Raw genomic sequence first — 25,819 nt, forward strand, 5'->3', positions numbered from 1 at the left:
AACCTTCAATTTACACCTGTAAAGAGCTCAGGTATTGCGAAGGCGTAACGGATAATTGTTTTCTGAAGGATTTATTGAAGGTTACTTTGTTGTTGAAACCAACCTCATAGGCTACGTCAATAATATTAAGATTTTTGTTCCTGTCGTTCTTCAGGATTTCCTTGGCCTCATCTATCCTATATTTATTTATTAGTTCAAAGAAATTAAGACCAAAATGCTCATTGATAACCTGTGAAGCATTATGCCTTGTGGTACCAAGCCTATCTGCAATAATAGCAAGGCTCATATTGTTTTGGCGATAAATTTTTTCTTCTTCCATTAATTTTAGCAACTCAATTTTTAGCTCCAGGGAATAGCTTGGCGTAAGACCTGATTTGGTATACTTTTGTTTCTGCTCGACATATCCCCTTGTAATCAAGTTAGGTCTAGCGTAAGAGGCATAACCTATATATAGTACCGTTAGAGCCATTGAAATTACCTGTAAATTCAGGAAAACATCCATTTGCGGTACCAATCCAGTAATATTCAGACCATGAATTAGATATGAAACCACATAAATACTGGTCAAAATAACCAGGTTTCGGATCCATTTCTTTGCTTGAACCGTAATTGTCATTCTCTTTCTGGTCTTTAGATAACCATATAGTACCAATCCTCCATAAATAAGTAATGACAAAAACTTAGTAGAAACAATATATAAACGATAAGGTTCCCTATCTATAATACCCACACCAAACATTATCCTTGATTTCTCCTCTCCGGATAACATTAGTATTGGCATAAGCAACACAAGAATAGCAACCGTAGGCAGTAAATGCAAAAGGTCCTTTTTAGTAAAACGATAGTTAGAAGTAATCCTTTTAAAATAAAGGTACATTAACGGACCATAAATAAAGGCATAGGAAGCGGACACATACAGCATGTGCGGGGTACTGAATACCAGGTTCGTCTCATACAAAAAGTTATGGAAGAGAAATACCGAATTAATAAGCATGAAAAGGCTTATCAAGACGGATGACCACCGATCCTGATTCTTTTTTAGCAATAGAACTATACCGATAAAGAACCCAATGATGGACGCAAATAAGTAGAAAAAACTTGTCCTATTCAAGTCCATAGCATAAGAGCCGCGCAACTCTGAAAACTCCTTTGTAGTTTCAAATGGTTTGAAATAACTATACTCCAAAAAGGAAGTATCACCGGAATACTTTACATACATTTTGGCATAATGATGTGCATTTTCAACATCATTATTTTTTGCTGCATAAATGGCTTTTTCTCGGAATGCTTGAAGCGAATCTTTACTAAAATAACGCTGATCGATTTCTTGGTGAAATACAAACGGGGTTACCTTCTCTTGGACCATTTCTAAGGCAACATCATCCTCCAAATTCAATTCCATAGCCAGTAAACGATCATCGGATACTAAACTTAATAGTAAAACTATGACCGCAACATACCTTTTTATGTAAGAAAATGATAACATAGGTTAGTGGTAAATTCGCTTACCTAAATATACGAATTGTTTTAGTAAATAAAAGTCCGCAGGTAATTCCCGATAATAGTTTACCATTGTATGCCGACAAAAGTTTACTCAAATTTTAACAAAATCCAATGAAATCAACGGTTACAGGAACTTTATTTAAAATAATAGAGAGGTAGTCTTAATTCTTTAATTTTTAACCGATTGTATAGGCGACTTTGTTCCGTATTTATCAAACAAATACACCAAACTAGCCATGGTTGCCCCTCCAAGTTCCAATTCCCTTCGGTTTACGGCATCAAAAGTATCATTGGCTGCATGATGGTGATCAAAATATCGCTGTGAATCTGGACGTAGCCCTGATAATACAATGTTACTGTCTTTTAGTGGTCCAATATCGGCTCCACTTCCACCCAATTCAAAATAATGAATCAAGTACGGTTTAAATAACGGCTCCCAACTTTTTACCTGTGCAAAATTAGCTTCATCGGTATCGAAAGAGAAGCCCCTAGGTGTAAAACCACCCGCATCGCTTTCTAATGCGAAAAGATGCTCTTCCTGTTTCAGCTTTGCTTCCTCTGCATACTTTCTTCCACCACGCAAACCATTTTCCTCATTCATAAACAGCACCACCCGAATGGTATGGCGGGGTTTATAATTTATCTTCTTGAATAATCGAAGCACCTCCATAGATTGTACACAACCAGCACCGTCATCATGAGATCCATCCCCTAGATCCCAGGAGTCCAAATGCCCTCCAACTATCATATATTTATCTGGATAGACACTCCCTTTAATTTCACCGATTACATTATAGGATTGCACATCTGGGTATACCCTACAATTCTGTTTAAAATAAAATTGAAGATCCGCTTTTAAACCCAAAGCCCTGCTCAAGTAGTCGGCATCGTTGGTACTAATGGCACATGCTGGGATACGCTTATTAACCGGGGTATCGCCATAGCTCATAGAACCCGTATGCGGATAGTCATCCTGACGTAGGTTCATGGATCTTACCACGACCCCTACAGCACCATATTTGGCGGCTTCCATTGCCCCCGCATATCTTTGATCTACACAGCCACCGTAGGATTGAAATGTACTGATTAAGTTAGCCTGCATGGGCCTATTATAAAAAACTATTTTCCCTTCTATTCGCTCCTTTCCATAATTCTTCAAATCATCAATTCCCTGCACTTCAATCACCTCTGCTTTAAGCCCCAAAGCGGAAGTCGCTACCGATCCTCCCAAGGCACAAATATTTACTTGTTTACTAAGCCCAGGTGCCGTTTCTATATAGGCGTGCTCCGGAAATCCCCTCGTCCATTTGGGTACCATCACCGGCTGCAACCATACCTTGTCCAAACCTAATTTCTCCAATTCATCCTTTGTATACTGCACAGCTTTCTCGGCTTCCAAAGAACCCGAAAGCCTGCCGCCAATTTCATTTGATAGATGATCTAACCAATCATAACTTTTCCCATTAAGAAGAGCCATATCGTAGATATTCCTAATGGTTAACGAGTCTTGTTCATTTACCTTTTGTGCGTATCCGTCTAATGTGAATGCCACACATAGTAACCCTAAAAAAAGGAGTCTCTTATGCATACTTTTATTCTTTTTCCAATTGTTTTTTAAATTCTTCTAGGCGTGCTTTAATCTTAGGATCAAGCTCAGGATTTTTTATATCTGAGTACCGTTTTAGTTCTTCTAGCAAAATAGTAGCAACCAATAAACGTGCCGCTGGTTTATTATCCGCAGGAATAGCGTACCAAGGGGCATGCGGTTTCGATGTCCTATTAAGAAGATCATCATAACAATCCATATAGGAATCCCACAATTTCCGTTCTTCAATATCCCCAGGGGAAAACTTCCAATGCTTTTTGGCTTTCTCCAATCTTCGAATTAGACGATTCTTTTGTTCCTCTTTTGAAACGTTCAGAAAAAACTTGAATATGAGTGTTCCATTTTGGGCAATTGTTTTTTCGAAATTATTGATCTGCTCAAAGCGCTTGTTCCAAAACTCATCATTTATGTCTGAAAGCGTATGCACGTCAGGTAAATTTTCACCTAAAATATATTCAGGGTGTACTCGGGTAACCAACACATTTTCATAGTGGGTCCGATTGAAAACCCCAAATTTTCCACGAGCTGGCAATGCAATATAATGTCGCCACAAATAATCGTGCTTAAGCTCCAGTTCTGTTGGCACCTTGAAACTATGGACTACCACACCCCGTGCATTAAAGTCCTTGAATACTTCCCTAACCAAACTGTCCTTTCCGGCAGTATCCATGCCCTGAAGGCAGACCAAAACAGAATATTTACCGTGGGCATACAAGGTATCCTGTAATTCGCCCAGTTCCTCCCTGGTTTCTTCCAAAGCCGTTTCCAATTCCTTTTTGGACGCTTCATAATCTACATAGGTAGTGCTTCCCTTGGTATGGAATGGTGCAGTCACTTTGTAGTCAGATATTTTTATTGCTTGCATATGTAATTTTTCAAGAAGGCTAAATATAGAAAACATTATCTGAACCATCATTGCCGCCCATCACTTAAGCGGCATAAATTGAAGTTAAAAACAACGGAGGGCCACCACTATTTTTTCCGGATTTTTAACAATATAGTTATTCACAAATTTCGGCTTTTTCAATTTTTTGTTGTAAAATTGTTATAACCTACTTAACCCCAAAATGCCTATGAATACTACAACTACCCTAATTGTAGCTATATTTTCGTTGTTTATTTCAAAAGACACTAATGATTGTGAGGTTGCCTATCAAGGAGTAACCTTAAGCTACCAACATGTTAAAAAATCCATGGAAGCCAATAACCTGGACCACATTAAACAATATGCGGATAGGGCTAGAATCTCTTTGGAAAATTCGCAAGCCATGCTCAAAAATTGTGGTTGCAATGAAGCCGAAAACGAATCTTACATTGCACTCGAACATTTGGAGAAAGCATTGGAAAAGGAAACTTTTGAAAGAAGCCGATATCACGCAAGTAAAGCAAAGGTTAGTTCTCAACTCGTCCTTAATTTATTGGATGAATGTGGAGAGAACGGATTATTGTCTACGATTAACGAGGAAGAAGAAACACTACTAAGCCAAGAAGAGCAGCTACTTGCACAGCAAAAGCGTCTTATGGAGGAACAGAAGAAAATCGAAGAACAAATAAAGAAGCAAAAGGAATTGCAACAGCGCCTTGAAAATGAAAAAAAGGAGAAATTGGCCCAACAATTAACCATAAAAAGTGAGGCGGAAGCAAGCTTGAGCGAATTGAAGTCGGCCCTTATAAAAGTGACACAATCCCTGAATTGCCCTACCGAGGATTATTCTAAATTAAGTTCTTTTTATAGATCTGAAGAAATCCTAGAAACAGAAACGATTCAGGCTACTCGGCTCTTTTACGCACAAAAAACCGAAGAAATGGTTCAGATGTTATTGAATACGATGGAGAAATGCGAATAACTCAACGTATTGTATTCTTGAATAAACCTGGTTCTATTTGGTAGCAAAAAGTTTCACATCACTTTCGGTCACTTCACTGTTACCCAAAATGATGAGACGCTCTACCACATTTCTCAACTCACGGATATTACCTGTCCAATCGTATTCTTGCAATAGCTTTATGGCTTTGTCTGAAAAATCCTTTTGGGCAGTACCGTGTTCATCCGCAATTTTCTTGCAGAAGTACTTTATTAATAAGGGAATGTCTTCACGGCGATCATTTAGGGCGGGTACCTTTACCAGAATAACTGCCAGTCTATGGTATAGGTCTTCCCTAAAATTACCCTCTTCTATTTCCTTTTTAAGGTCCTTATTGGTAGCAGCAACCACACGAACATCTACCTTAATATCCTTGTCGCTACCCACTCGCTGTACACGGTTTTCCTGAAGGGCCCTCAACACCTTAGCTTGTGCGGAAAGGCTCATATCGCCTACCTCATCTAAAAATATGGTTCCACCATTCGCTGCTTCAAACTTACCGGCCCTATCCTTGTTGGCACTGGTAAAAGCGCCTTTTACATGACCAAACAATTCACTTTCTATAAGTTCACTGGGAATAGCAGCGCAATTTACTTCGATCATGGGTCCTTTAGATCGATCGCTCTTTTGATGTAACCAATGGGCTACCAGCTCCTTTCCTGTACCATTGGGTCCAGTAATAAGAACCCTTGCTTCGGTCGGAGCCACTTTTTCGATCATTTCCTTTATATGGGTAATGGCATCGGAATCCCCAATCATTTCATACTTCTTACCCACTTTTTTCTTTAGGCGGGTATTTTCCACAACCAATTCCTTTCTATCCAGGGCATTTCTTACCGTATTCAGTAAACGGTTTAAATCTGGTGGTTTCGAGATATAATCAAACGCCCCCAAGCGCATTGTATTTACCGCTGTGTCCAGATCCCCATGTCCGGAAATCATAACGACAGGAACCTCGGGTTTTATTTTCTTAACTGCTTCCAATACTTCCACACCATCCATTTTCGGCATTTTTATATCGCAAAGGATTAGATCGAAATCTTCTTTCTTAATGATTTCAATTCCTGCAAGACCATCCTCAGCTTCAGATACTTCATAGGTATCGCTCTCTTCAGATAAAATCTTAACAAGCACCCTTCTAATGGCGGCTTCATCTTCTATAATAAGTATTCTTGGCATAGTTAAATTTTAAGTTTTATTCCTGATCTAAGATAGTAAGTATTTGCATCATTTATCGTGTACAAATTGTTTCTTTTTCCATCCCTTACACGTATTTCATTGAACACAGTATACCCTCCATACGCATAGAACAATAGGTGTTTCGTGAAATAATATTCATAGCCCAATCCACCAAAAACCAAGGTCATGGAAATATTTTCTCCTGTAACGGAAGATCCATCGGTTTTGGGAATCACCAAATTATTCTGAATGTTTGAAAAGAATCCGTCCAAGGTAATGAATCCCTGTAGGGCATGTTTCTTTCCCGCAAAGTACTTGATATTTGTTTTGGGCGTTCCCACGGAGTACGACCAATTAGGCTTAAACTTCTTATAGTAGTTTATAACGGGAATCGGAAAAGGCCTTCCTGCGGTGGTAGCATAATTAAGACCTATTATGAGGCGATCGGGCTTTGCTATGGAATCCCCGGATCGATCCCTAATCAAATAGGCCGCTCCGGTGAAATTAATATCCCTATTGGTTATTTTATCGGTTTCAAAATTAGAGTTGAGCTCGGCGCCCACTTTGGCAGCAAAACGCCAATTGTTCTTCATTTTGAAGGTATAGGATACTGAAGTCCTGAATAATTGAAACCTATCCAATTGAGTGGTTTCGAATGGTACCGCATCTTCAAAATCTAAGTCCAAATTTCGGTACTCAAAACCAGCAATAAGGTAACTACCTTCCCAATTTAAACGGAAAGGCACATTTACAAAGGTTCTGAAGCGACTTACCGAATTTTCGGACTTCCCTTGGGGTATATAGGTGTATTCAACCCTAGCTAAATCTGTGTTTTGCCCAAACGCTTCTGAACAAGCACAAATCATAACAAGGCAAAGAATTGCAAAAATTCTTTTCAATACAGAATTCGGAAAAATCAAAAGCAGATCATTTTAAAACGCTGGTGCAGGACGGCAATGTACAATTAATTTGTAGTTGAACAAACTAAAACTCCTTTAGGCGCATAAAATTGTGTGCATGTGAATTACTTTATTTTTCGGTAGCTGAAATATTGCCGGACATAATATGAATATCCCTCTGTGGAAACGGAATGGTTACATCGTTCTCCCTGAAAAGTGCATCGATCTTAAATCGAATATCACTTTTTATATACGGATCTATAAAGCTATCCGACACAAAGAAATTGATCCTGAAATCCAAGGAAGAATCTCCAAAGTTTTCGAAAGAGACAAAAGGCTTTGGCACCTTTAATATTCGGCTATCCTCTGCCACACTTTGCAACAGCAATTCTTTCACTTTTTTTGTATCACTGCCATAAGCTACACCCACAGCAACGAATTCACGGGTCGTCTTATGGTTTTGGGTAAAGTTTAAAATAGAATCGCTAATAAACTTGTGATTGGGGATCACAATTACTTTATCATCCCTGGTGAGTGCACGGGTGGTGCGAAGCTTTATATCGAACACACGTCCTACACGACCTTCTACCTCAATGATATCGCCCACCAAAAGCGATTTATCTATCATGATTAATATGCCACCTATAATATCCTGAAATATCTCCTGAAGGGCTAGCCCCACACCTACCAACAAGGCCGCCGATGCCGCAAGCACAGGGGTAACGTTTACCCCAGCAAAGCTTAGTATGGCAAAGAACACAATTATATAGACCACATATTGAACGAATTTGAAAAAACTGAAAAATTTCAGTTTATCAGTTTCATCCATCTTACGGGTGAACAACCTGCGTATCCATTTTAAAACGAATCGTGTAACAAAGTAGGCTACGGCAACAAGAAGGAGCAGACCAATTGTAATATGAATTTGATTCTCCTCTTTACCGAAGTGAAAACCATAATTGAGTACTTCCTTAATATTTCCCCAAATATCCTCTTTTACGACATCCGAGAGTTTGTCGGTGATGTTTTCGTCCTGCACAAATTAGTATTTAAGCCACTTAATAATCTCTTTGTAGCTTGCCTTTTTCCCGTACATTAAAATACCAACCCTATAAATCTTGGAGGCAAACCAAACGGTACCCATAAAGGTAGCAAATAATATGACTACAGAAAGAATCTGTTGCCAAAGTGGAACGCCAAATGGAATTCGCATAAGCATCACTACAGGTGAGGTAAGTGGGATGTATGAGAACACTTGGGATACAGTGCCATGTGGATCTTCAATTACTGTAAATGCACCCACATATACCGCAAGTATGAGCGGCAACAAAATAGGAAGCATAAATTGCTGGGTGTCGGTCTCGCTATCTACAGCAGCTCCTATAGCCGCATACAAGGAAGCATACAACAAATATCCCCCAATAAAAAACAACAGGAACATAATGACCAAATTGAGGATGGGTAGCTTTCGAAACTCGCTAATTGCTTCATAGATTTTGGCATCAGATCCACCGGCTTCGACCACTGTTTGCATCTGATCGGCTTGCATTGCTGCTGGATCGATTCCAAATATGAGTGTTACTACAAAACTAAGAACGCTAAGCAAGATTACCCAAACCGCGAACTGGGTAACCCCAGCCAATGAAGTTCCTATTATTTTTCCCAACAACAATTTTATCGGCTTTACCGAGCTAATAATGACCTCGATAATTCGGCTGGTTTTCTCCTCGATCACGCTCCTCATGATCATATTGCCATAAATGATGATAAACATAAAAAGCAAGTAACCAGAAATCCCTCCAAATATGAGTTTTAGCAACGATCCCAATTCGGAAGTTTCCTGCCCATCAAAAGTCTCTAATTGTGTTTCTACATTTACCCTAAGGGCATCTATCTGAGCTGCATCAATATTGTTGGCTTCTAATTTCAAGGTATTCGCTTTCTTGCGTACTGCCCTTTCAATATCCATTAAAACCCCTAATGATGGGGAAGACTCTGAGAAAAATGTTATGGATTTGGCCAAGGAATCTATGTCCTTGGTGTTAGGGATATGCAATAAACCATATACTTCACTTTCTTGGGCATTTTTCTTGGCCTCATCCAAGGAAACCGTTGCCAATGTCTCAAATTTCAAGTCATCGTCATTCTCAAACTGATTGATAAATAATCCGCTTTCATCCAATACCGAAATGGTGCGCACCTTATCATTGTTTAACTGCGACAAATAAGCTACCAAGCTGATAAGGGCAACCATAATCAGTGGACTTAAAAACGTCATGATAATGAACGCTTTGTTCTTGACTTTGGTGAGGTATTCTCTTTTTATTATGAGGGAAAGATGATTCATGGAGGGCTTTTTAGTGGTTCTGTACGGCTTGGATAAAAATGTCGTTCGCTGAGGGGATAACCTCTACAAAATGGGTTACGCGTCCTTTTTGGGTCAAATAGCCCAATAAGTCATTGGCATTATCATTAGGGACCTTGATCGTGTATTGAAGTTCGTCGTTTATGGTTTTAAAATTGGCAGGCATCACTTCGAAATTTGCCTTCAATTCACTGGACACAATATCTTTTGCATCGGTCACTAAGCCAACTTCATAGGTGTTCGATTTAAACTCCCGTTTAATGTCAATGAGCTTCCCATCCAGTATTTTGTTAGATTCATGAATTAAAGCAATATGATCGCACATTTCTTCCACAGACTCCATACGGTGTGTTGAAAAAATTACGGTCGCCCCGTCGTCACGAAGTTTCAATATCTCATCTTTAATGAGATTAGCATTGATAGGATCGAAGCCACTAAAGGGTTCATCGAAAATAAGCAGTTTAGGCTCATGAAGTACCGTTACCACAAATTGTATTTTCTGAGCCATACCCTTAGACAGTTCTTGTATCTTCTTGTTCCACCAATCCCCGATCTCTAAACGTTCGAACCAATGCTTTAGGCGTTTCTTGGCTTCCGCTTTTGAAAGCCCTTTTAATTGCGCCAAATACAATGCCTGTTCCCCGACTTTCATAGACTTATACAGTCCGCGTTCCTCGGGTAAATATCCAATATGCTGGATATGATGGGGCTGAAGTGGTTCACCATCTAGGGTTACCGATCCCGTATCGGGCATGGTAATTTGATTAATGATTCTGATAAACGTGGTTTTACCGGCTCCATTTGGGCCTAAAAGGCCGAAAATACTTCCTTTGGGTACTTCAATAGAAATATTGTTAAGAGCTTGGTAGGCACCAAACGATTTTGAAACTTGATTGGCTACAAGTAGATTGTCCATAGATAAATTTGTAAAGGGTAAAGATATTTAAACCTTCTTTAGAAAAAAGGAGTTTCCTTCTTATAATTATGTTTGTAGGTATCCTAGCAAAAATGTTACGCTTCCCGATTAAAATTAACCCCAAACCTTAGATTTAATAGGGACTCACACAAAAAACAAAACCCACCCTCAGATTGCTCAAAGGGTGGGAAAAAAATTGCTATGAAAAAGAAAAATTATCGCTTTTAAGACTAGCGATTTTCAAATATAGGTAAAATAAATTAAAAGTGCCTGATTATGAAAACATATCTTTTACCTTCTCAAAAAAGGATTTATCCTCTTTTTCTGGTTTGGGTTCGAAATGGTCATCATTTTTCATTTTCTCGAAAAACTCGCGTTGTTCCTTGGTGAGAGTCTTTGGCGTCCAAACGTTTACGTGCACCAATAAATCTCCAGAACCATATCCATTTATACTGGGGATTCCTTTATTTCTCAATCGCAATATCTTTCCGCTTTGAGCCCCAGCTTCAATTTTAATTCGCACTTTTCCAGTTACCGTTTCTATCTCTTTCGAAGTCCCTAAGGCCGCTTCGGAAAAACTCACATATAAGTCATAATGGAGATTATCCCCTTCCCTTTGAAGGTTAGCATGAGGCAATTCCTCGATGGCCACCAATAAATCACCTGCGATACCATTTCCCGGTGCTTCGTTACCTTTTCCGGACACTTTTAATTGCATTCCATCCACCACACCAGCAGGTATTTTGATGGAAACTGTTTCTTCTTGTGAAAGCATCCCGCTGGAATCTGTTCCAGATGGCGCATTGTCTAACATCTGCCCTGCCCCTCTACAGGTTCCACAAGTGGCGGAAGTCTGCATACGGCCTAAGATGGTGTTTTGTATTTTGGTTACCTGTCCATGACCATTACAGGTAGTACAGGTTTTATACGTAGTTCCCGGCGCTACTTTCTTTCGCTTAACTTTAATCTTCTTCTCAACACCGTTTGCAATCTCTTCTAAGGTAAGTTTTACGCGAATACGCAGATTGCTTCCTTTCACCCGTCGTTGGCCACCGCCACCAAATCCGCCAAATCCGCCGAATCCTCCACCGCCGAATGCACTTCCAAAAATATCCCCAAACTGACTGAAGATATCATCCATATTCATTCCGCCGCCACCAAAGCCACCGCCTTCGAAGGCTTGGTGTCCATACTGATCGTATCGTGCCTTCTTATCGGGATCGCTCAATACCTCATAGGCCTCTGCTGCTTTTTTGAACATTTCTTCGGCCTTGGAATCGCCAGGATTCTTATCCGGATGGTATTCGATTGCCTTTTTTCGGTATGCCTTCTTTATTTCGGATGCAGAAGCATTCTTGGAAATACCCAGTATATCGTAAAAATCTTCTTTCATATTATTGTCCTATCACTACCTTGGGATAGCGGATTATCTTTTCTCCAAGGGTATATCCCTTTTCAATTACATCGATGATTTTTCCTTTCATATCATCACTCGGCGCAGGGATTTGGGTGATGGCTTCATGCACATCTGCATTGAAGGTTTCTCCCATTTTGGTATCGATTACTTCCAACCCTTTCTGTTTTAAGGCTTCCTTCAATTTATTGCTGATGAGGCCAATTCCCTTGAGGTGCTCGTCATCTGCTTTTTCAATCTCCTTTAATGCACGGTCAAAGTCATCCAATACAGGAAGTAAAGAAACCATTACATCGCTACTGGCTGTCTTAAACAATTCCAATCGTTCCCTTCCGGTTCTTTTTTTATAGTTCTCGAACTCGGCGAACAAACGCAAGTAACGTTCTTTTTCCTGATTCAATTCTGCCTGAACTTCCTTCAGGGGATCTTTCTTTTCTTTCTTGGACTTTCCTTTCGAAGTCTTTTCTTCTTTAACAGCCACTTCTTCTTGTGCCGTTTCCTGATCTTTATTCTTTTTGCTCATAGATGAGTCTCCCTTTTTATTTTGAAACTGAGGGAGCAAAAGTACTGCCATTTCCCCAAAAATGTCAAAATGTCACCATCTAATTTCCCCAAAAAGAAAGGGTAATGTATAAAACAGGAATGGTTTAGTTAATCCGAAAGGTCTGACAGCGCGTTTTCAAGATTTACAAATTGAAAGGGATAGCCTGCTTCTTCTAGTTTTTCGGCGCTTACCAACTGACTTTCAAGGACGAGATCACTCATTTCGCCCAATAATAATTTTAGCATGAAAGCAGGCACCTTGGGTAACCAAAGCGACTTATTTAATTGAGAAGCAATGAGCTGTGTCACCTTTAGTTGGGTATTGGGGCTTGGAGAGACCCCATTAAAAACACCTGTGAGATTATTTTTCAGTAAAAAAAGATAAATACCGGCCATATCCGATATATGAATCCAAGATTGCCATTGGCGCCCACTTCCGAGGGCCGCACCAAACCCCATTTTTATGGGTTGTACCAATTTTGGGAGGGCCCCTTCCTCTTCCGAAAGCACAATTCCAGTACGTACTTTCGCAACCCCAATGTCAAGATCTTTAAATGCATCGGCTTCCTTTTCCCATTCTTTTACCACATGACCAAGAAAGGAAGTAGAAATAGTGGGCTCATCTTCGGTATACATCTTTTCTGTAGAACTAGGATAGACACTAATACCACTGGCAGATATATACTGGGAAACCTTGTGATTTATAGAAGAAAGGGTTTTATGGATTAGCCGTGCGGTTTCGACCCGACTGGATAGTATGACATCCTTGTAAGACTTGGTCCATTTCTTTGATACGGAAGCCCCTGCCAAATTTACTACGGCAGTTACTTCATGAAAAGCATCTATATCTATTTCGCCATTTCTAGGATCCCAATAAAAACCTTCTCCGTAGTGCAACGAATTCAATTTTCCCCTACTCGTTGTTAGATAATGCACCTCAATACCTTCATCTTCGCATTGTCGCACCAGTTCTCTACCAATTAATCCCGTAGCCCCTGCAATAAGAATTTTCATCAACATTAAATTTATGTAAAGATACGGCTTGGTATGTGCGTCACCATATTCATTAACTGAAAATTAAGTGTACCACAGTCCACTTTCACGCACCCTTAACATCTAGCAACGCTGAATGTCACTCAAGGCTTACACGCTCGTAACATCTAGCAACGCTGAATGTCACTCAAGGCTTACACGCTCGTAACATTTCCCGTTTTCCGGGTGGTCCTGGCAATCTTTCTACGGTAAACCCAACAGCTTGCATGGCTCGTCGCACGCTTCCCTTGGCTGCATACGTAACCAATACGCCTTTGGGCAAGAGGGCATCGTACATTTTTTGAAAAATAGTCTCTGTCCATAACTCAGGTTGCACACGTGCCCCGAAGGCATCAAAATAAATAAGATGGTACGTTTCCCTATCTTCAATTTCTGAAAAGAACTTTTTTTGTTTATGAAGTGAAAAAGATTCTGAAATGTTGACAGATTGCTCCCATGGGATCGCATGCAACTTTTGGAAGGCCTCGGTATCCCCTCCAATCATACTGGGGTAATTGAGTTGTGTCACTTCGGATACCTCGACAGGATACCCTTCGACACCCACATAATGAATGGTGGTTTCTATTTCCCGCGAACGCAATAAAGTGAGATAGGCATTAAGACCGGTACCGAAACCAATCTCCATAAGTTGGACTTTTTGCAAGGATTGTTGCTCCAATACAAATTCCAGCCCCATGGCTATAAAAACATGAAGCGCCTCATTAATGGCGCCATGTTTGGAATGATATTGTTCATTCCAATCGGGTAAATGGATCGTCACCGATCCATCTCCCGTAGTCATAAATTCGCGTTTCACGCCCTTAGTTTGTCTCCTCCTTCGGGATAAGTACTCCTGTAGACAAGAAATTATAGGATAGTTCGGGCTCGGTAATGGCGTCGATCTCTTCTTGCGGTTTTCCTGCGTCCTCTGCATAGTGTTTCAGGTCTTCCACACTGGTTTCCTCTACATACGCAAGTCCATTTACCAATACTTCATTTCCTGCCAAATCCTTAGGCATAAAAAAGCCATAGTCCTTAAATCGAACAAACGATTCTTCTTCACCCAAATCAAGACGCATCCAGCATCCCTTCTTCTGGCATACGCTATTTACCTTGGCCTTCACCTTCATCTCGATGGTATCACCTACTTTCATTTCTTTGTAGGCCGCCAATAATTCTGAAGAGGAGGTCAAATCATTATCTTCAAATCGATATCCTTTAAGATCGTATTTGGTAGCCTGCTCCAATCCCATGCTTTTTGGGGTTTCAGCTTCTTTCTCCTTGGCCGAATTACAAGAGGCCAATACGATGGTTAACACAAATAGGAATAGAAGGTTTCTTTTCATTTTTATAAAAGTTTGAATAGCTATTAATATACCACAATTTTATGATTTTTTTACATTTTATATGGCATATATTTTGCCTAATTTTGGCACATTAAGTAAATTTTATGAGTCTAACTACCATCCCCGCCATTCAAGTAAAAAAAACGACTGCATCCCGAATCCATGAAGTGGATTTTAGCAACCTAGTGTTCGGGAATGAGTTTACGGATCACATGTTCGAATGTGATTATGTAGATGGTGCGTGGCAAAACCCTACGATAAAACCCTACGGTCCTCTGGAAATCTATCCTTCGGCCAAGGTATTTCATTATGGGCAAGCTGTATTTGAAGGGATGAAAGCTTATAAAGATGAGGAAGGGTCGGTATTTTTGTTTCGCCCGTTGGAAAACCTAAAGCGAATTAACAAGTCCGCCCATAGAATGGCAATTCCCGAATTTCCAGAATCACTTTTCTTTGATGCCATGCATCAGCTCTTGGAAATGGACAAAGACTGGGTGAAACCAGGTATTGGGAACTCCCTCTATATCCGCCCCTTTGTAATTGCTACGCAAAATGGGGTATCCGCTTCCCCTTCGAATGCTTATAAATTTATGATCATTCTTTCTCCCGCTCAAGCATACTATAAGGGTGAAGTGAAAGTGATCATTGCAGAAAACTATAGCCGAGCCGCGGACGGCGGAGTGGGTTATGCAAAGGCGGCAGGGAATTATGGAGCGCAGTTCTATCCTACCAATTTGGCTAAAGAACAAGGATTCCAACAAGTTATTTGGACCGATGCCAATGAGCATAAGTACCTAGAAGAAGCCGGAACCATGAATGTGTTCTTTCGTGTGAATGACACCTTGCTTACAGCTCCTACCAATGACCGTATTTTGGACGGAATAACCCGTAAAAGTGTGATTGCCTTGGCTGAAAAAATGGGTATTCCCACTGAGGTACGACCTGTGGAAGTAGCCGAAATTGTTGCCGCTGCAAAAAACGGTAGCCTAAAGGAAATTTTTGGTGCAGGAACTGCAGCCGTCATTAGTCCTGTAAGCGCTTTTAATTACAAAGGTGAAACCTACCAACTGAACGAACAGGAAGACGCCTTTGCCACCCAATTTAAAAACCGGTTGATGAATATTCAGTACAATGCGGCTGAGGACCCTTTTAACTGGAGATACCGAGTTTGCTAATTTTCTAAAATTGCCTGAATATTGGGTTTGAAGTAATTCGGACCTTTCAGCACTTTACCATCCTCCCGATAGATGGGTTTTCCATCAGCACCCAATTTGCTCATATTACTCCGTTGTATTTCATTAAATACCTCTTCAATCTTATGCTGCATCCCATGTTCAATAATGGTTCCACATAAGATATAAAGCATATCCCCTAACGCGTCCGCTACCTCTACCAAATCACCTTCGTTTGCTGCCTCCAGGTATTCTTCATTTTCTTCTTTCATGAGATTGAAGCGTAGCTTATTTTTAGACTCGCCCAAATTGGCCGTAGGTGCATTCTTTATGCCCAATCCAAAGGCAGAATGAAATTCGTGAACACAAGAGATTTTATCTTTCATAGTTTGTACTTTAATGGTCTTTCATTGATGTTTTAAAAATAGGAACAATGGATACTGAAAATACGGAGGACTTCAGAAACTTTTCAACCAGATTTGCACATAATTGCCGTATTTTTGTATTCTTAAATTGATTTTCTATGCTCTCTACCGGTCAATTGATATTTGCCATCTGTTTTGTCGTTGCTTTTGTGGTTATTATGGTGATTAGCTACCGAAAGGACAAAAAGTTGCATACAAAACAATATAAAGGGAGTATTTGGATATTGATCGGCTTCTTAGTCTTTGTGGGCCTATTATTGGCTGCCAAGTTATACTTCGTGGACTAACACCTTCCTCATAAAATCCTACTAAAGGATTAGGAATTTTGTCGAAAAGCAATTAATTTCATGGCTCGCTAACCCAACTATACCCTATTGGGCCGTTTCGGCTCTTTTTCCCCTTTTGTGTATAGAAATTGATATACCCAGCGATGGGTACGTTATGCTGTAACCAATCAATTTTTATGATATGAATCTTAAACCCGCAAAAGAGATCGTCCCTAACCTAATTATGGTTATCCTTGGAGTGATCGTTATGGTCTTGTGTTTTTTTCATCTAGACAGTGAAGGAAAAATATTTGACAACTTAACTGGGCTTATCCGAGTCATTATTGCCTTGGCCGCAGCCTCTATTAGCATTGCCCTTCCCGGTTTTGTGCAATTGAAAACTTCCGAGCAATCGGGCACGGCTCCATTAATTAGTGCTGGAGGTGCTTTGGCGGTGTTTGTAATTGTGTATTTGTTCAATCCTATTGGATAAAGCGAGCCTGCAACCAACCTAACCACCTTTTTTATCCCCTTTTTAAAGTAATATCTGGAATATACCCTTTAGTGGGTATGTTTGGAAACTGAGATTTGCGGTAACATTGTATCAATAAACTTCAATTATAGTCAGTTTTCTTTTACAGCAAAATGGAGTTATTCTTATGTGTTCAATTAACCCGAAAAATAACATTATAAATTAAGTTACATGATTCCTATAAAAGTACAAAAGCAATATGATGAATTGGTTCGTGACATGAAAGAGCCAAATAGCATTTATGTATACGCCGCTATTGTCTTAAATAGTGATAATGAATGGGATATTGAATTTGGATACAAGCCTCCTCGTCCAGGAAGTAGCTTTGAGGCGTTTAGAACGAGTGAAAAAAATACTCGCAGCGAAATCGAAAAGTTTTCGCCATTCTTTACCGACAATGGAGGTAATACAACTTTCTCTGGAGACATGCCCACCACTGGCGAAGGAGAACTTTTATCAATAAATAATCATATTCATAGAATCCCAAGAAAAGAAATCATCTCACCTATTAAAGGGGGGCTTTCAATTGGTAATTATGGAAAAAAGTATAAGTCAGGAACCCTTGGTGGTCTATTCACTGTAAAAGATAACAATAAAACATATTTCTTAACATGCTATCACAATCTGACAGATAATATTTTTTACACAAACCCACCTAACCCAGCCAAAAAATATACTTTGGTTCATCCCTCCAATAAAGATTATCATGACATTTATCAAACCTATAATGGAGGGCCCATTGGAAACTGCACCTCTGATATGGCAGCATTCGATGGAACAATAGATGCAATAATAGGTGAAGTTTCTACAAAAGACATTTCCCCTGGAATTCATAATTTTCTATCTAAAATCCCACGGACTCATTCAGTGGAATACCAAAATATTGGAGATTCAGTAAGAAAGCAAGGGAGGTCCTCTCTTTTAACGGGAGGGAAAATACTAAGTGTTCAGTCGGCAATAAGAATTAAAAACAATAACTATTCTGGAAATCAGAATGAATTACCTTATCAGGTTTTTACCGATCAAATTATGACAGGTAAAATGGCTACTGGGGGAGATTCAGGATCATCGCTATTCATATATCATGGAGATCAGGGTAAGCCTGCCGAATGGAAAATAGCGGGACTTACTTTTGCAAAAATCGATTTCAAAAAAATTGACATAGACATACTCCTTAATCAAAATATACTAAGCAACAATCTTAGAGGGCGCACATTTCACAATAAAATAGACAACATATTACAAAGTCCAAACCTTTTTGGCAACCTAAACTTTAAAACATTTTTATAACTTGAAAATTATTTAATTATGGCATCACAAATTCCCGTTGGAGAAGGAAATCTAGCACAGCATATATTTACAGCTGATGGGGCTGGAAACAAGTACTATTTCGAATTTATTTGGAGCAGCTTAAAGTTTCCTGTTACACATGTAAAAATAACTCCAGTTGACAGCATAAATCACGTTGAATTACTAGGAGCCGTTTTATGTCCCATTTCTAATGACCCTGATCATAGAGTAAAGCACCATTTAGTATTATTTTGTAAAGTTGTAGGTTCTAACGGACATACATCAGAAACTTTTCCAGTAAGAATAGAAAATAGGGACTACGACGAACTAAATAAGCATATAAGATGCGTGGTTGTTACATACGGAACGAAAGAAAATCCTTCCGGCCCTTATAATTGTGCGAAGTATAATTCAGGCAATCCTATTGCAGTAGGAGGAGTGATTGTCCCTGATGTTGATAAAGACGGTAATATAATCATTGGCACCTAAATGAATTGATTTCATATTATTACATTTTAATGATACACCTTGTGCTAATTTTAAGCACAGGGTCTCTTTATGCTCAGAAGAAACCGTGGAAAGAGTTAGATTTAGCATTAAAAACTGCCAAGTATGAAAAGGCAGAATTAATTCTAAATGGTATAGATTCTACTCAATTAAAGAGTTCGGACAGAGGGCGCTTTCATTATTATTCTAGTCAACTAATGGTTTATGAAGATAAGCATGATAAAGCATTTGAAGATGCACGTCGATCGGTACAGTTTTTTCTTGAAAATGAAGAACAATATTGGTTGGGATTAGCTTACAACCAAGTTTATGAAGTACTTTCTCATCAGCACGAATTAAAAATTGATAAGGAATTCTATCTTAATGAATTTATTAAAGTTGCCAATAATACTCAACACCCTGAACTATTGTCCAAAAAACATCTAAGATTAGGGAACAAATTTTTAAAAGTTAAAAACGGAAATCAAGCCTTAGTAGAATATCGAAAATCCATTACATATTTGGGTAAAGCACCTAACAAATTATCTCGTGCCAAAATTATGTTTAATATGGCAACAGCGTTTCAATATACCCATCCTAAACCACAATTAGATTCCTCCTTGACATACTTGCGTCATATCTTGACCGTTTTTGAACGATATGACCATAAGGACTATATAGCTTACAACTACAGCAACCAAATTGTTGTCCTGAATAAATTGGAACGTTATAAAGAAGCTGAAATTTATTCTGAGCTTAGAAACAATGTAAAATTAGCTGGAAAAGGGAATAAGGCAAAACTAATCTTTATGAATAATGGGCTTAGAACCGCGAAAAGTAGAAGAGACTTTGAAAAAGCCTTGTATTTTGCTGAAGAGAAATTCAGGTTAGATAGTATTATTGAGGATGAATCTCAAAATAATGCGATAACAGAAGCGGAGGCCAAATACCAAACCGCTGAAAAGGAAAAACAACTTTTGATCTCTGAACAGCAAAAAACCCAAAACCGCAACATAGCCTTAGGCCTTGGTGGAGGGCTGGCCACCGTGTCTATCTTTGCCTTTCTCGTCTACAAAAATACCCGCAGGAAACAACGCATTGCCGAACAGGAAAAGGAACTGGAAATCCAGAAAAAGGAAAAAATTCTTAAAGATCAGGAGCTCAATGCCATCGATGCCATGATCGAAGGTCAGGAAAAGGAACGACAACGTTTGGCGAGCGATCTTCACGATAGTGTGGGCGCTACCCTATCGGCTGCCAAATTACAGTTTGACCATATTGCCAAAAACCGAGACAAATTGGAGGAACTGGAAGAATTGTTTGAAAAAACAGGTTCTCTTTTGGAAGAGGCCTATACCGAAGTCCGTTCCATGGCGCATCTCAAAAATAGTGGAGTCATTGCCTCTAAAGGACTATTACCCGCCGTGGAGAAACTGGCCAAAAATGCTTCCAACAGTACCGGCCTCCAAATAGAGGTACAGGATTTTGGGTTGCACGAAAAACTGGAAGCCTCCCTGGAAATTGCCATTTTTAGGATCATTCAAGAGTTGGTCACTAACATTATTAAACACGCAGAGGCCACCGAAGCGCATATCTCAATTACACAACACGAAGATATGCTCAATATCATTGTTGAGGACAACGGAAGAGGATTCAATCCCCGAAAAATGAAGAAGGCAGAAGGAATGGGGCTTCATGGTATTGAGAAAAGAGTGGAACATCTTGAAGGATCCCTAGAGGTTGACGCCGCTATTGGCCGAGGTACGAACATATTAATTGATATTCCGTTATGATCACTGTAGCTATAGCTGAAGACCATCAATCGCTGGTAGATGGTATTAATTTACTCCTCAAATACGAGGAAGATATCTCCATTATAGGCACCGCGAACGATGGGGAAGCCTTGTTGGATGTAGTACGTTTGAAACAGCCCAAAGTAGTCTTAACAGACATAAAAATGCCCAAAATGGATGGTATTACAGCTACCAAAACTATAAAACAGGAGTTTCCACATATAAAAGTGATTGCCTTTAGTATGTTCGACCAAGAGGATGCCGTGAGTCAAATGATTGAAGCCGGTGCCTCGGGCTATCTCCTGAAAAACTCTCCTTTGGAGGAAGTTCTTAAGGCCATTGAAACAGTGAGTAAGGGGGATAATTATTTCGATGCTTCTATCGATTTAGGGGAACTCATGAAAAACAATGCTGCCAAAAGAAAAAAGGGAGGACTTTCCAAAAGCGAACGGGAAATCCTTCGGCTTATAGGACAGGGAAAAACCACCAGTGAAATTGCCGATATCCGATTTACAGCTGTCTCTACGGTTGAAAAGCACCGCAAAAACATGATCCATAAACTTGGGCTCTCCGGAAAAGGGGAGTTATTGCGGTATGCCCTGGAGAAAAAATATGATTTTTAGGGTACCATATTCCCTACAACGGGTATATCCTTCAACCTCGGGCCAACGTAACTTTAGGGTATGCAAACCCTACTTAAGCTACAACACCTCATTGACCAGGCAGAAAATCAAGGTAAATCACTGAACCTTCATGATACCATAGCTGCCATAGAGACCTTAGAGCGTATTTCCGAACATCCAGATTTCCTTAGAAAAATAACCCGTCTCCTTCTACAAACAGAAATCATGTCCTCCCAAATCGACACTTTGAGCACACGCGAAAACGAAGTGTTCCAGTGGATCGGGTTGGGCTGTTCCTCACGGGAAATTGGCAAGCTCATGGACATCACCGAGTCTACGGTAAGTACGCATCGAAAAAAAATAATCAAAAAGTTGAAGCTATCGGGACAGGGAGAATTGCTAAAGTTCGCCATTGAGAGTAAATATCTGTTTCATAATACCCGTTAGTGGGAATGTTTGGACCTATTCTTCTTCAATACATTAGCACAAAACTATTAATGCCATTGTAATGAAACATTTAACCAAACTTTCTCTACTAATTCTATTGAGTTTTAATCTGTCTTGTTGTGATGACGATCCTATTGCCTGTGACGTACTTGCCTTAGCAGATTTACTAATTCCACCCGTAGTCGATCTTTTAGATCAAAATGGGGTACCATTAATCGATCCACAAACAGGTCAAATTTTAAGTGCTGTGAATGAACTATATTTTAACAGACGTACTGGTGAATATTTCAATAGCGATATCCCCCCTACTCAAGGGGTGATCGTTGGGGATATTATTGAAATGGGAACTAATATTTTCAATACTTTCTCGAGCAATGAATGTGAAGTGGGTGGTAATGCAGCTGCCTCCACAACCGCACCAGAATTATTTATTACCGGACCTTTTTTTAATGGAGTTCTACCACTTGAAGGAATGCCGACACCTCCAATTCCTATTGGCAATAGACAACTGACAGCTACGGCCTTTCAATTAGTGACACCAGGAAATTACTCGGTAGATTTTAATGCTAATGCGCCTAGAAATGTCCAAGAACATGAATATGATAATAATTTTTATTTTGGAAGTAATGGTTCTTATGGCGGACTAACTCCTTCCTGGTCTTTTCAAGTTGAAGAGAATGACAAGTTTCCAAATAGGAATGCTAATGATTATTCAAATTATAATATAGCCCCTAAGACAAGTGATGAAATGAAAGAATTATCCCTCTACAAATTCGTAAACAGTGGAAAATTCAAAGAGTGGTATCTTACTAAAATTAATTCTGATCAATAAACTAAAAAACCTCCTTACCCATTCGGCAAGGAGGTTTCTTGTATGCTATAGAGTTCTTCTTAGTTCTCTTCTGGCAAGTAATTGAAGTTCTTACTGTACTCCAACATCTGCGACTCAAAGCTCTCAGGCTGCTCTATAGTGAATCCAGTAATCTCTCCAGCATCGTCTGTAGTCGGAACAATCACCGGGTTTACAAATCCACTGTATGGAGCCGACTTAAACTGACTGTTTCGGTCTAGCACCTCAGCATGAATATCCTGATCTACTTTTACCCCATAATCCTCTACCAAAGCTTTTGCCGCTTCATAGTCACCTTCGGAAGTAATTCTCTGGGTTTCCTTCAACAATTCTCCAAACAATTCCCTTAGCTTGGCGTAATCGTTAATATTATAATAGGTCTTTCCGTCCTTGGTGATTTTTTCAACCACATTATCGGCCGCTCCTTTTTCAATCACCCATGCACTTACCCACTGTCTGTTTCTCATATGGGCTTCCTCTACATCATCACCCAATTCTAAACGAACCAATTGCGTGATCATTCCATTTCTGATATACCCATCATAGGCTGCTGTTCCTGTTTCTTCCCAGTTTTCTACCAAGCCTAATTCCTGAAGCTTAGGGTCCATTAGGTAATACAATCCGAATAGATCCGCACGACCTTCTTCGATGGTCGACTTATAACTCTTTAAAGTCTCTTTTGGAGTTCCCACTCCTTCGTTTATCTGTCCAGAAGCATGCCCTACAACTTCGTGAAGCGCAGTATGCAATTTATCGGCCAACTGTCCGTATTTTTTCTCCAAACGAACTTCCTCTTCGTCGTGCGCAAATTCCTGAAGTCTTCCACTTCCTCCCGCATTGTTGTATGCGTTGATAATGTTCCCTAAGGAAACAGACTTACTTCCATGTGCCTGACGAATCCAGTTGTTGTTCGGAAGGTTCACCCCAATAGGAGTACTTGGAGAGGCGTCACCCGCTTCACCGGCCACGATAACCGTTTTATAAGAAACCCCTTTTACTTCTTTCTTCTTGTGCTCTGGCATTAAAGGAGAATTGTCCTCGAACCACTGCGCTTCTTTAGAAAGTACAGCCATTTTCTTTGACATGTCGAAATCCTTAATTTCCACAATGGTTTCGTACGATCCCTTATATCCTTTAGGGTCATTGTACACTTCAATAAATCCGTTGATCCAGTCGATGTTTCCTTCGGTAGATTCTACCCAAGCGATACAGTAATCGTCCCAAGTGTTAAGGTCTCCCGTTTTGTAGTACTCGATCAATAGACCCAATGCTTTCGCTTGTGCCTCACTTTCGGCAACACCTTGGGCTTTTTCCAACCACTCGATGATCTTATCGATAGCTGGACCATAAAGACCTCCACTTTTGTACACTTTTTCGACCAACTGGCCATTTTCCTTCACCAATCTTGTGTTCAGCCCTTTTTCAATAGGTTCCTTGGGATCAACTTCAATTGCACCATAATAATTTTCAACATCGGCCGTGGTTACGTCCGGTCCGTAAAAATTAATTGCACTTTCCAAAACGATATCCGCATCCTTACTAAGGTTTACTTTTTTAGAATCGGAATCATTGAACATTACCTCTACTGCTTCTTGAGTTAAAGGTGTGTTTGTTAGTTTCAACAATTGATTGAAATACTCCTTGCTGAAATCAGGCTTAATCTTAGCATTGCTGTAATGATGGTGAATTCCATTAGAGAACCATACCCTTTTAAGGTAAACTTCGAAGTTCTTCCAATCTTCAGAAGCCTTGTCACCCTCATAAGACGTATAGATGTTTTCTAAAGCTTTACGGATTTTTAGGTTATGCCTGTAATTCTGATCCCACATAATATCCCGACCCGCTAAACCAGCTTGGGTAAGATAGTAGACCAATTTTTGCTCTTTTAGGGTAAGATCTTCAAAACCGGGAATTTGATACCTTAATATTTTAAGATCGGCAAACTGATCCACCATATAATCGAAGTTGGATGCCTGCTTCGCTCCTACCTCTTCTTGGGGTTGGGCGGGTTCTTTTTTCTCGTCTGCACAGGAGAACATGAGCATGCTTCCCAATACTACAGCGAATAAAATGTTATGTTTCATGGTAGTTGTTATTGATTTTCCACAAATGTAACAAAATAATGGGTGCGGACATTGGCCATTGAAAAAGAAGGGGTTGACAAAATTATTTATCTTAGCGCAAGCCTAAAACAACTCGACCATGAAACTCTTAAAATATGTATTATACCTTATACTAATTGTCCTCATAGGAGGTGCTGTATACTTTGGCACCCAAGATGGCAGTTATGACCTAAGTGAATCCAAAATTATCAGTGCTCCCTCTGCATTGGTTTTCAATAAAGTAAATGACCTTACCACATGGGAAGATTGGGGTCCGTGGAAGGAAGAGGATCCTTCGATGGCATTCTCTTATGGAGAAAGCACTTCGGGCGAAGGTGCTTCCTATTCATGGACGGGAGAAATGGATGGTAGCATGACAACAACCAACATTACACCTAACAAGGAGATTTTGCAAGACCTTACCCTTATAACCCCTGGCGGTGAGCGAAACCCCAAGGTGTATTGGAATTTCGAAGAAGTAGACGGCGGCACCAAAGTCACATGGGGAATGAAAGGGGAACATACCTTTATGGATAAAGTGTATTATGCTTTTAGTGGAAACGATTTTAATGGTGATATGAAGAAAATGCATGTTAATGGTTTAATGGGTATAGCATCCTCCATAGAAGAGGACATGAAAAAATATTCAATTGATGTTACGGGTATTGCGGAGCATGGTGGAGGATATTATATGTATGTTACCACAGCATCTCCAGCGGAGGAATTGAAGAATAAAATGGGTGGAATGTACGGCCAGATTATGAACTTTATGACCCAGAACAATATTTCTACGGCAGGAATGCCATTTACCATTTATCATGAAACAGATATGATGACGGGTAACTTCATCCTATCTGCAGCCATTCCAGTGAAAGAACGAATCATTACCCCAGCAGGAAGCGAGGTCCTGTGCGGATATATGCAACCCACCTCTGCTGTAAAGACCATTTTAACGGGCAACTACGAAAACCTACCTGAAACGTATGAAAAGGCCCAGGCCTACATTAGCGAGAACCACCTTATAATGGATCCGGCAAAAAAAATGTTCGAAGTATATGCTAATGACCCAGGAGAATTCCCTAATCCCGCCGATTGGATTACAGAGGTGTACATACCTGTTTTTAAAGACTTGCGAAGTAATCACGAAATTATTACCCCACAATAG

26 protein-coding genes are annotated in these 25,819 nt (G+C 39.8%); 11 read left to right on the forward strand and 15 right to left on the reverse strand.

Going from position 1 to position 25,819, the window contains the following annotated elements:
- Nucleotides 1-10: 10 nt before the first annotated feature.
- The 3 genes from AC6JAD_RS00925 to AC6JAD_RS00935 form a co-directional block, all read right to left on the reverse strand.
- Nucleotides 11-1,486 (reverse strand): helix-turn-helix domain-containing protein, encoded by a 1,476-nt coding sequence (locus tag AC6JAD_RS00925; protein WP_461304154.1) that lies wholly within the window; start codon nucleotides 1,484-1,486, stop codon nucleotides 11-13.
- A 186-nt stretch (nucleotides 1,487-1,672) separates the two neighbouring features.
- The gene (locus AC6JAD_RS00930; RefSeq protein WP_461304155.1) at nucleotides 1,673-3,091 is read right to left on the reverse strand and encodes a M20/M25/M40 family metallo-hydrolase; all 1,419 of its coding nucleotides are present in this window, start codon (nucleotides 3,089-3,091) and stop codon (nucleotides 1,673-1,675) included.
- A 4-nt stretch (nucleotides 3,092-3,095) separates the two neighbouring features.
- Nucleotides 3,096-3,974, reverse strand: a complete 879-nt coding sequence (locus AC6JAD_RS00935) for a PPK2 family polyphosphate kinase (RefSeq protein WP_461304156.1) — start codon at nucleotides 3,972-3,974, stop codon at nucleotides 3,096-3,098.
- Between the two features lie 208 nt (nucleotides 3,975-4,182).
- Between AC6JAD_RS00935 and AC6JAD_RS00940 the strand changes: the two genes are divergently transcribed.
- Nucleotides 4,183-4,956: a hypothetical protein gene (locus AC6JAD_RS00940; RefSeq protein WP_461304157.1), complete on the forward strand. Its 774-nt coding sequence runs from the start codon at nucleotides 4,183-4,185 to the stop codon at nucleotides 4,954-4,956.
- Between the two features lie 33 nt (nucleotides 4,957-4,989).
- On the opposite strand, the gene AC6JAD_RS00945 is transcribed toward AC6JAD_RS00940, so the two are convergent.
- The 10 genes from AC6JAD_RS00945 to AC6JAD_RS00990 all read right to left on the reverse strand — a co-directional run bounded on the left by AC6JAD_RS00945 (nucleotide 4,990) and on the right by AC6JAD_RS00990 (nucleotide 14,668).
- Entirely contained in the window at nucleotides 4,990-6,153 is a 1,164-nt protein-coding gene (locus tag AC6JAD_RS00945) for a sigma-54-dependent transcriptional regulator (RefSeq protein ID WP_461304158.1), read from the reverse strand.
- Between the two features lie 2 nt (nucleotides 6,154-6,155).
- Nucleotides 6,156-7,019, reverse strand: a complete 864-nt coding sequence (locus AC6JAD_RS00950) for a DUF6268 family outer membrane beta-barrel protein (RefSeq protein WP_461304159.1) — start codon at nucleotides 7,017-7,019, stop codon at nucleotides 6,156-6,158.
- A 163-nt stretch (nucleotides 7,020-7,182) separates the two neighbouring features.
- Complete coding sequence (locus AC6JAD_RS00955) at nucleotides 7,183-8,091, reverse strand: mechanosensitive ion channel family protein (RefSeq protein WP_461304160.1); 909 nt, start codon at nucleotides 8,089-8,091, stop codon at nucleotides 7,183-7,185.
- A 3-nt stretch (nucleotides 8,092-8,094) separates the two neighbouring features.
- On the reverse strand, nucleotides 8,095-9,399 hold the full coding sequence (locus AC6JAD_RS00960) for an ABC transporter permease (protein ID WP_461304161.1): 1,305 nt from the start codon (nucleotides 9,397-9,399) through the stop codon (nucleotides 8,095-8,097).
- 10 nt (nucleotides 9,400-9,409) lie between these two features.
- Nucleotides 9,410-10,333, reverse strand: coding sequence for an ABC transporter ATP-binding protein (locus AC6JAD_RS00965; RefSeq protein WP_461304162.1), 924 nt, complete (start codon nucleotides 10,331-10,333; stop codon nucleotides 9,410-9,412).
- Between the two features lie 274 nt (nucleotides 10,334-10,607).
- Entirely contained in the window at nucleotides 10,608-11,726 is a 1,119-nt protein-coding gene (gene dnaJ / locus AC6JAD_RS00970) for a molecular chaperone DnaJ (RefSeq protein ID WP_461304163.1), read from the reverse strand.
- Between the two features lies 1 nt (nucleotide 11,727).
- Entirely contained in the window at nucleotides 11,728-12,321 is a 594-nt protein-coding gene (locus tag AC6JAD_RS00975; RefSeq protein ID WP_461304164.1) for a nucleotide exchange factor GrpE, read from the reverse strand.
- Nucleotides 12,322-12,398: 77 nt separating this feature from the next.
- Entirely contained in the window at nucleotides 12,399-13,304 is a 906-nt protein-coding gene (locus AC6JAD_RS00980) for a TIGR01777 family oxidoreductase (protein WP_461304165.1), read from the reverse strand.
- 166 nt (nucleotides 13,305-13,470) lie between these two features.
- Nucleotides 13,471-14,139: a tRNA (5-methylaminomethyl-2-thiouridine)(34)-methyltransferase MnmC2 gene (gene mnmC2, locus AC6JAD_RS00985; RefSeq protein ID WP_461304166.1), complete on the reverse strand. Its 669-nt coding sequence runs from the start codon at nucleotides 14,137-14,139 to the stop codon at nucleotides 13,471-13,473.
- Between the two features lie 4 nt (nucleotides 14,140-14,143).
- Nucleotides 14,144-14,668: a DUF4920 domain-containing protein gene (locus tag AC6JAD_RS00990; protein WP_461304167.1), complete on the reverse strand. Its 525-nt coding sequence runs from the start codon at nucleotides 14,666-14,668 to the stop codon at nucleotides 14,144-14,146.
- 104 nt (nucleotides 14,669-14,772) lie between these two features.
- On the opposite strand from AC6JAD_RS00990, the gene AC6JAD_RS00995 reads away from it, so the two are divergent.
- Nucleotides 14,773-15,843, forward strand: coding sequence for a branched-chain amino acid aminotransferase (locus AC6JAD_RS00995; protein ID WP_461304168.1), 1,071 nt, complete (start codon nucleotides 14,773-14,775; stop codon nucleotides 15,841-15,843).
- Here AC6JAD_RS00995 and AC6JAD_RS01000 read toward each other — a convergent pair.
- Nucleotides 15,840-16,226, reverse strand: a complete 387-nt coding sequence (locus AC6JAD_RS01000) for a pyrophosphohydrolase domain-containing protein (RefSeq protein ID WP_461304169.1) — start codon at nucleotides 16,224-16,226, stop codon at nucleotides 15,840-15,842. The genes AC6JAD_RS00995 and AC6JAD_RS01000 overlap by 4 nt on opposite strands.
- Nucleotides 16,227-16,363: 137 nt before the next feature.
- On the opposite strand from AC6JAD_RS01000, the gene AC6JAD_RS01005 reads away from it, so the two are divergent.
- From AC6JAD_RS01005 to AC6JAD_RS01040, 8 genes are all read left to right on the forward strand, one after another.
- Nucleotides 16,364-16,552, forward strand: coding sequence for a hypothetical protein (locus AC6JAD_RS01005; RefSeq protein WP_461304170.1), 189 nt, complete (start codon nucleotides 16,364-16,366; stop codon nucleotides 16,550-16,552).
- A 181-nt stretch (nucleotides 16,553-16,733) separates the two neighbouring features.
- Nucleotides 16,734-17,024, forward strand: a complete 291-nt coding sequence (locus tag AC6JAD_RS01010; RefSeq protein WP_461304171.1) for a hypothetical protein — start codon at nucleotides 16,734-16,736, stop codon at nucleotides 17,022-17,024.
- 210 nt (nucleotides 17,025-17,234) lie between these two features.
- Entirely contained in the window at nucleotides 17,235-18,353 is a 1,119-nt protein-coding gene (locus AC6JAD_RS01015; RefSeq protein WP_461304172.1) for a hypothetical protein, read from the forward strand.
- 18 nt (nucleotides 18,354-18,371) lie between these two features.
- Nucleotides 18,372-18,842: a hypothetical protein gene (locus AC6JAD_RS01020; protein WP_461304173.1), complete on the forward strand. Its 471-nt coding sequence runs from the start codon at nucleotides 18,372-18,374 to the stop codon at nucleotides 18,840-18,842.
- A 29-nt stretch (nucleotides 18,843-18,871) separates the two neighbouring features.
- Complete coding sequence (locus AC6JAD_RS01025; protein WP_461304174.1) at nucleotides 18,872-20,632, forward strand: sensor histidine kinase; 1,761 nt, start codon at nucleotides 18,872-18,874, stop codon at nucleotides 20,630-20,632.
- Nucleotides 20,629-21,255, forward strand: coding sequence for a response regulator (locus AC6JAD_RS01030; protein ID WP_461304175.1), 627 nt, complete (start codon nucleotides 20,629-20,631; stop codon nucleotides 21,253-21,255). Before AC6JAD_RS01025 ends, AC6JAD_RS01030 begins: the two co-directional genes overlap by 4 nt.
- Nucleotides 21,256-21,315: 60 nt before the next feature.
- Nucleotides 21,316-21,702 (forward strand): helix-turn-helix transcriptional regulator, encoded by a 387-nt coding sequence (locus tag AC6JAD_RS01035; RefSeq protein WP_461304176.1) that lies wholly within the window; start codon nucleotides 21,316-21,318, stop codon nucleotides 21,700-21,702.
- Nucleotides 21,703-21,763: 61 nt separating this feature from the next.
- Entirely contained in the window at nucleotides 21,764-22,534 is a 771-nt protein-coding gene (locus tag AC6JAD_RS01040; protein WP_461304177.1) for a hypothetical protein, read from the forward strand.
- 59 nt (nucleotides 22,535-22,593) lie between these two features.
- Here the strand turns inward: AC6JAD_RS01040 and AC6JAD_RS01045 are convergent, their stop codons facing one another.
- Entirely contained in the window at nucleotides 22,594-24,636 is a 2,043-nt protein-coding gene (locus AC6JAD_RS01045; protein ID WP_461304178.1) for a dipeptidyl-peptidase 3 family protein, read from the reverse strand.
- Nucleotides 24,637-24,754: 118 nt separating this feature from the next.
- On the opposite strand from AC6JAD_RS01045, the gene AC6JAD_RS01050 reads away from it, so the two are divergent.
- On the forward strand, nucleotides 24,755-25,819 hold the full coding sequence (locus AC6JAD_RS01050; protein ID WP_461304179.1) for an SRPBCC family protein: 1,065 nt from the start codon (nucleotides 24,755-24,757) through the stop codon (nucleotides 25,817-25,819).

The sequence above is a fragment of the Aureisphaera sp. genome, from assembly GCF_059726885.1.

Coding starts and splice junctions, on each gene's coding strand:
- AC6JAD_RS00925 (WP_461304154.1), bottom strand. CDS start 1,486: ATGTTATCATTTTCTTACATAAAAAGGTATGTTGCGGTCATAGTTTTA.
- AC6JAD_RS00930 (WP_461304155.1), bottom strand. CDS start 3,091: ATGCATAAGAGACTCCTTTTTTTAGGGTTACTATGTGTGGCATTCACA.
- AC6JAD_RS00935 (WP_461304156.1), bottom strand. CDS start 3,974: ATGCAAGCAATAAAAATATCTGACTACAAAGTGACTGCACCATTCCAT.
- AC6JAD_RS00940 (WP_461304157.1), top strand. CDS start 4,183: ATGAATACTACAACTACCCTAATTGTAGCTATATTTTCGTTGTTTATT.
- AC6JAD_RS00945 (WP_461304158.1), bottom strand. CDS start 6,153: ATGCCAAGAATACTTATTATAGAAGATGAAGCCGCCATTAGAAGGGTG.
- AC6JAD_RS00950 (WP_461304159.1), bottom strand. CDS start 7,019: ATGATTTGTGCTTGTTCAGAAGCGTTTGGGCAAAACACAGATTTAGCT.
- AC6JAD_RS00960 (WP_461304161.1), bottom strand. CDS start 9,399: ATGAATCATCTTTCCCTCATAATAAAAAGAGAATACCTCACCAAAGTC.
- AC6JAD_RS00965 (WP_461304162.1), bottom strand. CDS start 10,333: ATGGACAATCTACTTGTAGCCAATCAAGTTTCAAAATCGTTTGGTGCC.
- dnaJ (WP_461304163.1), bottom strand. CDS start 11,726: ATGAAAGAAGATTTTTACGATATACTGGGTATTTCCAAGAATGCTTCT.
- AC6JAD_RS00975 (WP_461304164.1), bottom strand. CDS start 12,321: ATGGCAGTACTTTTGCTCCCTCAGTTTCAAAATAAAAAGGGAGACTCA.
- AC6JAD_RS00980 (WP_461304165.1), bottom strand. CDS start 13,304: ATGAAAATTCTTATTGCAGGGGCTACGGGATTAATTGGTAGAGAACTG.
- AC6JAD_RS00990 (WP_461304167.1), bottom strand. CDS start 14,668: ATGAAAAGAAACCTTCTATTCCTATTTGTGTTAACCATCGTATTGGCC.
- AC6JAD_RS00995 (WP_461304168.1), top strand. CDS start 14,773: ATGAGTCTAACTACCATCCCCGCCATTCAAGTAAAAAAAACGACTGCA.
- AC6JAD_RS01000 (WP_461304169.1), bottom strand. CDS start 16,226: ATGAAAGATAAAATCTCTTGTGTTCACGAATTTCATTCTGCCTTTGGA.
- AC6JAD_RS01005 (WP_461304170.1), top strand. CDS start 16,364: ATGCTCTCTACCGGTCAATTGATATTTGCCATCTGTTTTGTCGTTGCT.
- AC6JAD_RS01010 (WP_461304171.1), top strand. CDS start 16,734: ATGAATCTTAAACCCGCAAAAGAGATCGTCCCTAACCTAATTATGGTT.
- AC6JAD_RS01015 (WP_461304172.1), top strand. CDS start 17,235: ATGATTCCTATAAAAGTACAAAAGCAATATGATGAATTGGTTCGTGAC.
- AC6JAD_RS01020 (WP_461304173.1), top strand. CDS start 18,372: ATGGCATCACAAATTCCCGTTGGAGAAGGAAATCTAGCACAGCATATA.
- AC6JAD_RS01025 (WP_461304174.1), top strand. CDS start 18,872: ATGATACACCTTGTGCTAATTTTAAGCACAGGGTCTCTTTATGCTCAG.
- AC6JAD_RS01030 (WP_461304175.1), top strand. CDS start 20,629: ATGATCACTGTAGCTATAGCTGAAGACCATCAATCGCTGGTAGATGGT.
- AC6JAD_RS01035 (WP_461304176.1), top strand. CDS start 21,316: ATGCAAACCCTACTTAAGCTACAACACCTCATTGACCAGGCAGAAAAT.
- AC6JAD_RS01040 (WP_461304177.1), top strand. CDS start 21,764: ATGAAACATTTAACCAAACTTTCTCTACTAATTCTATTGAGTTTTAAT.
- AC6JAD_RS01045 (WP_461304178.1), bottom strand. CDS start 24,636: ATGAAACATAACATTTTATTCGCTGTAGTATTGGGAAGCATGCTCATG.
- AC6JAD_RS01050 (WP_461304179.1), top strand. CDS start 24,755: ATGAAACTCTTAAAATATGTATTATACCTTATACTAATTGTCCTCATA.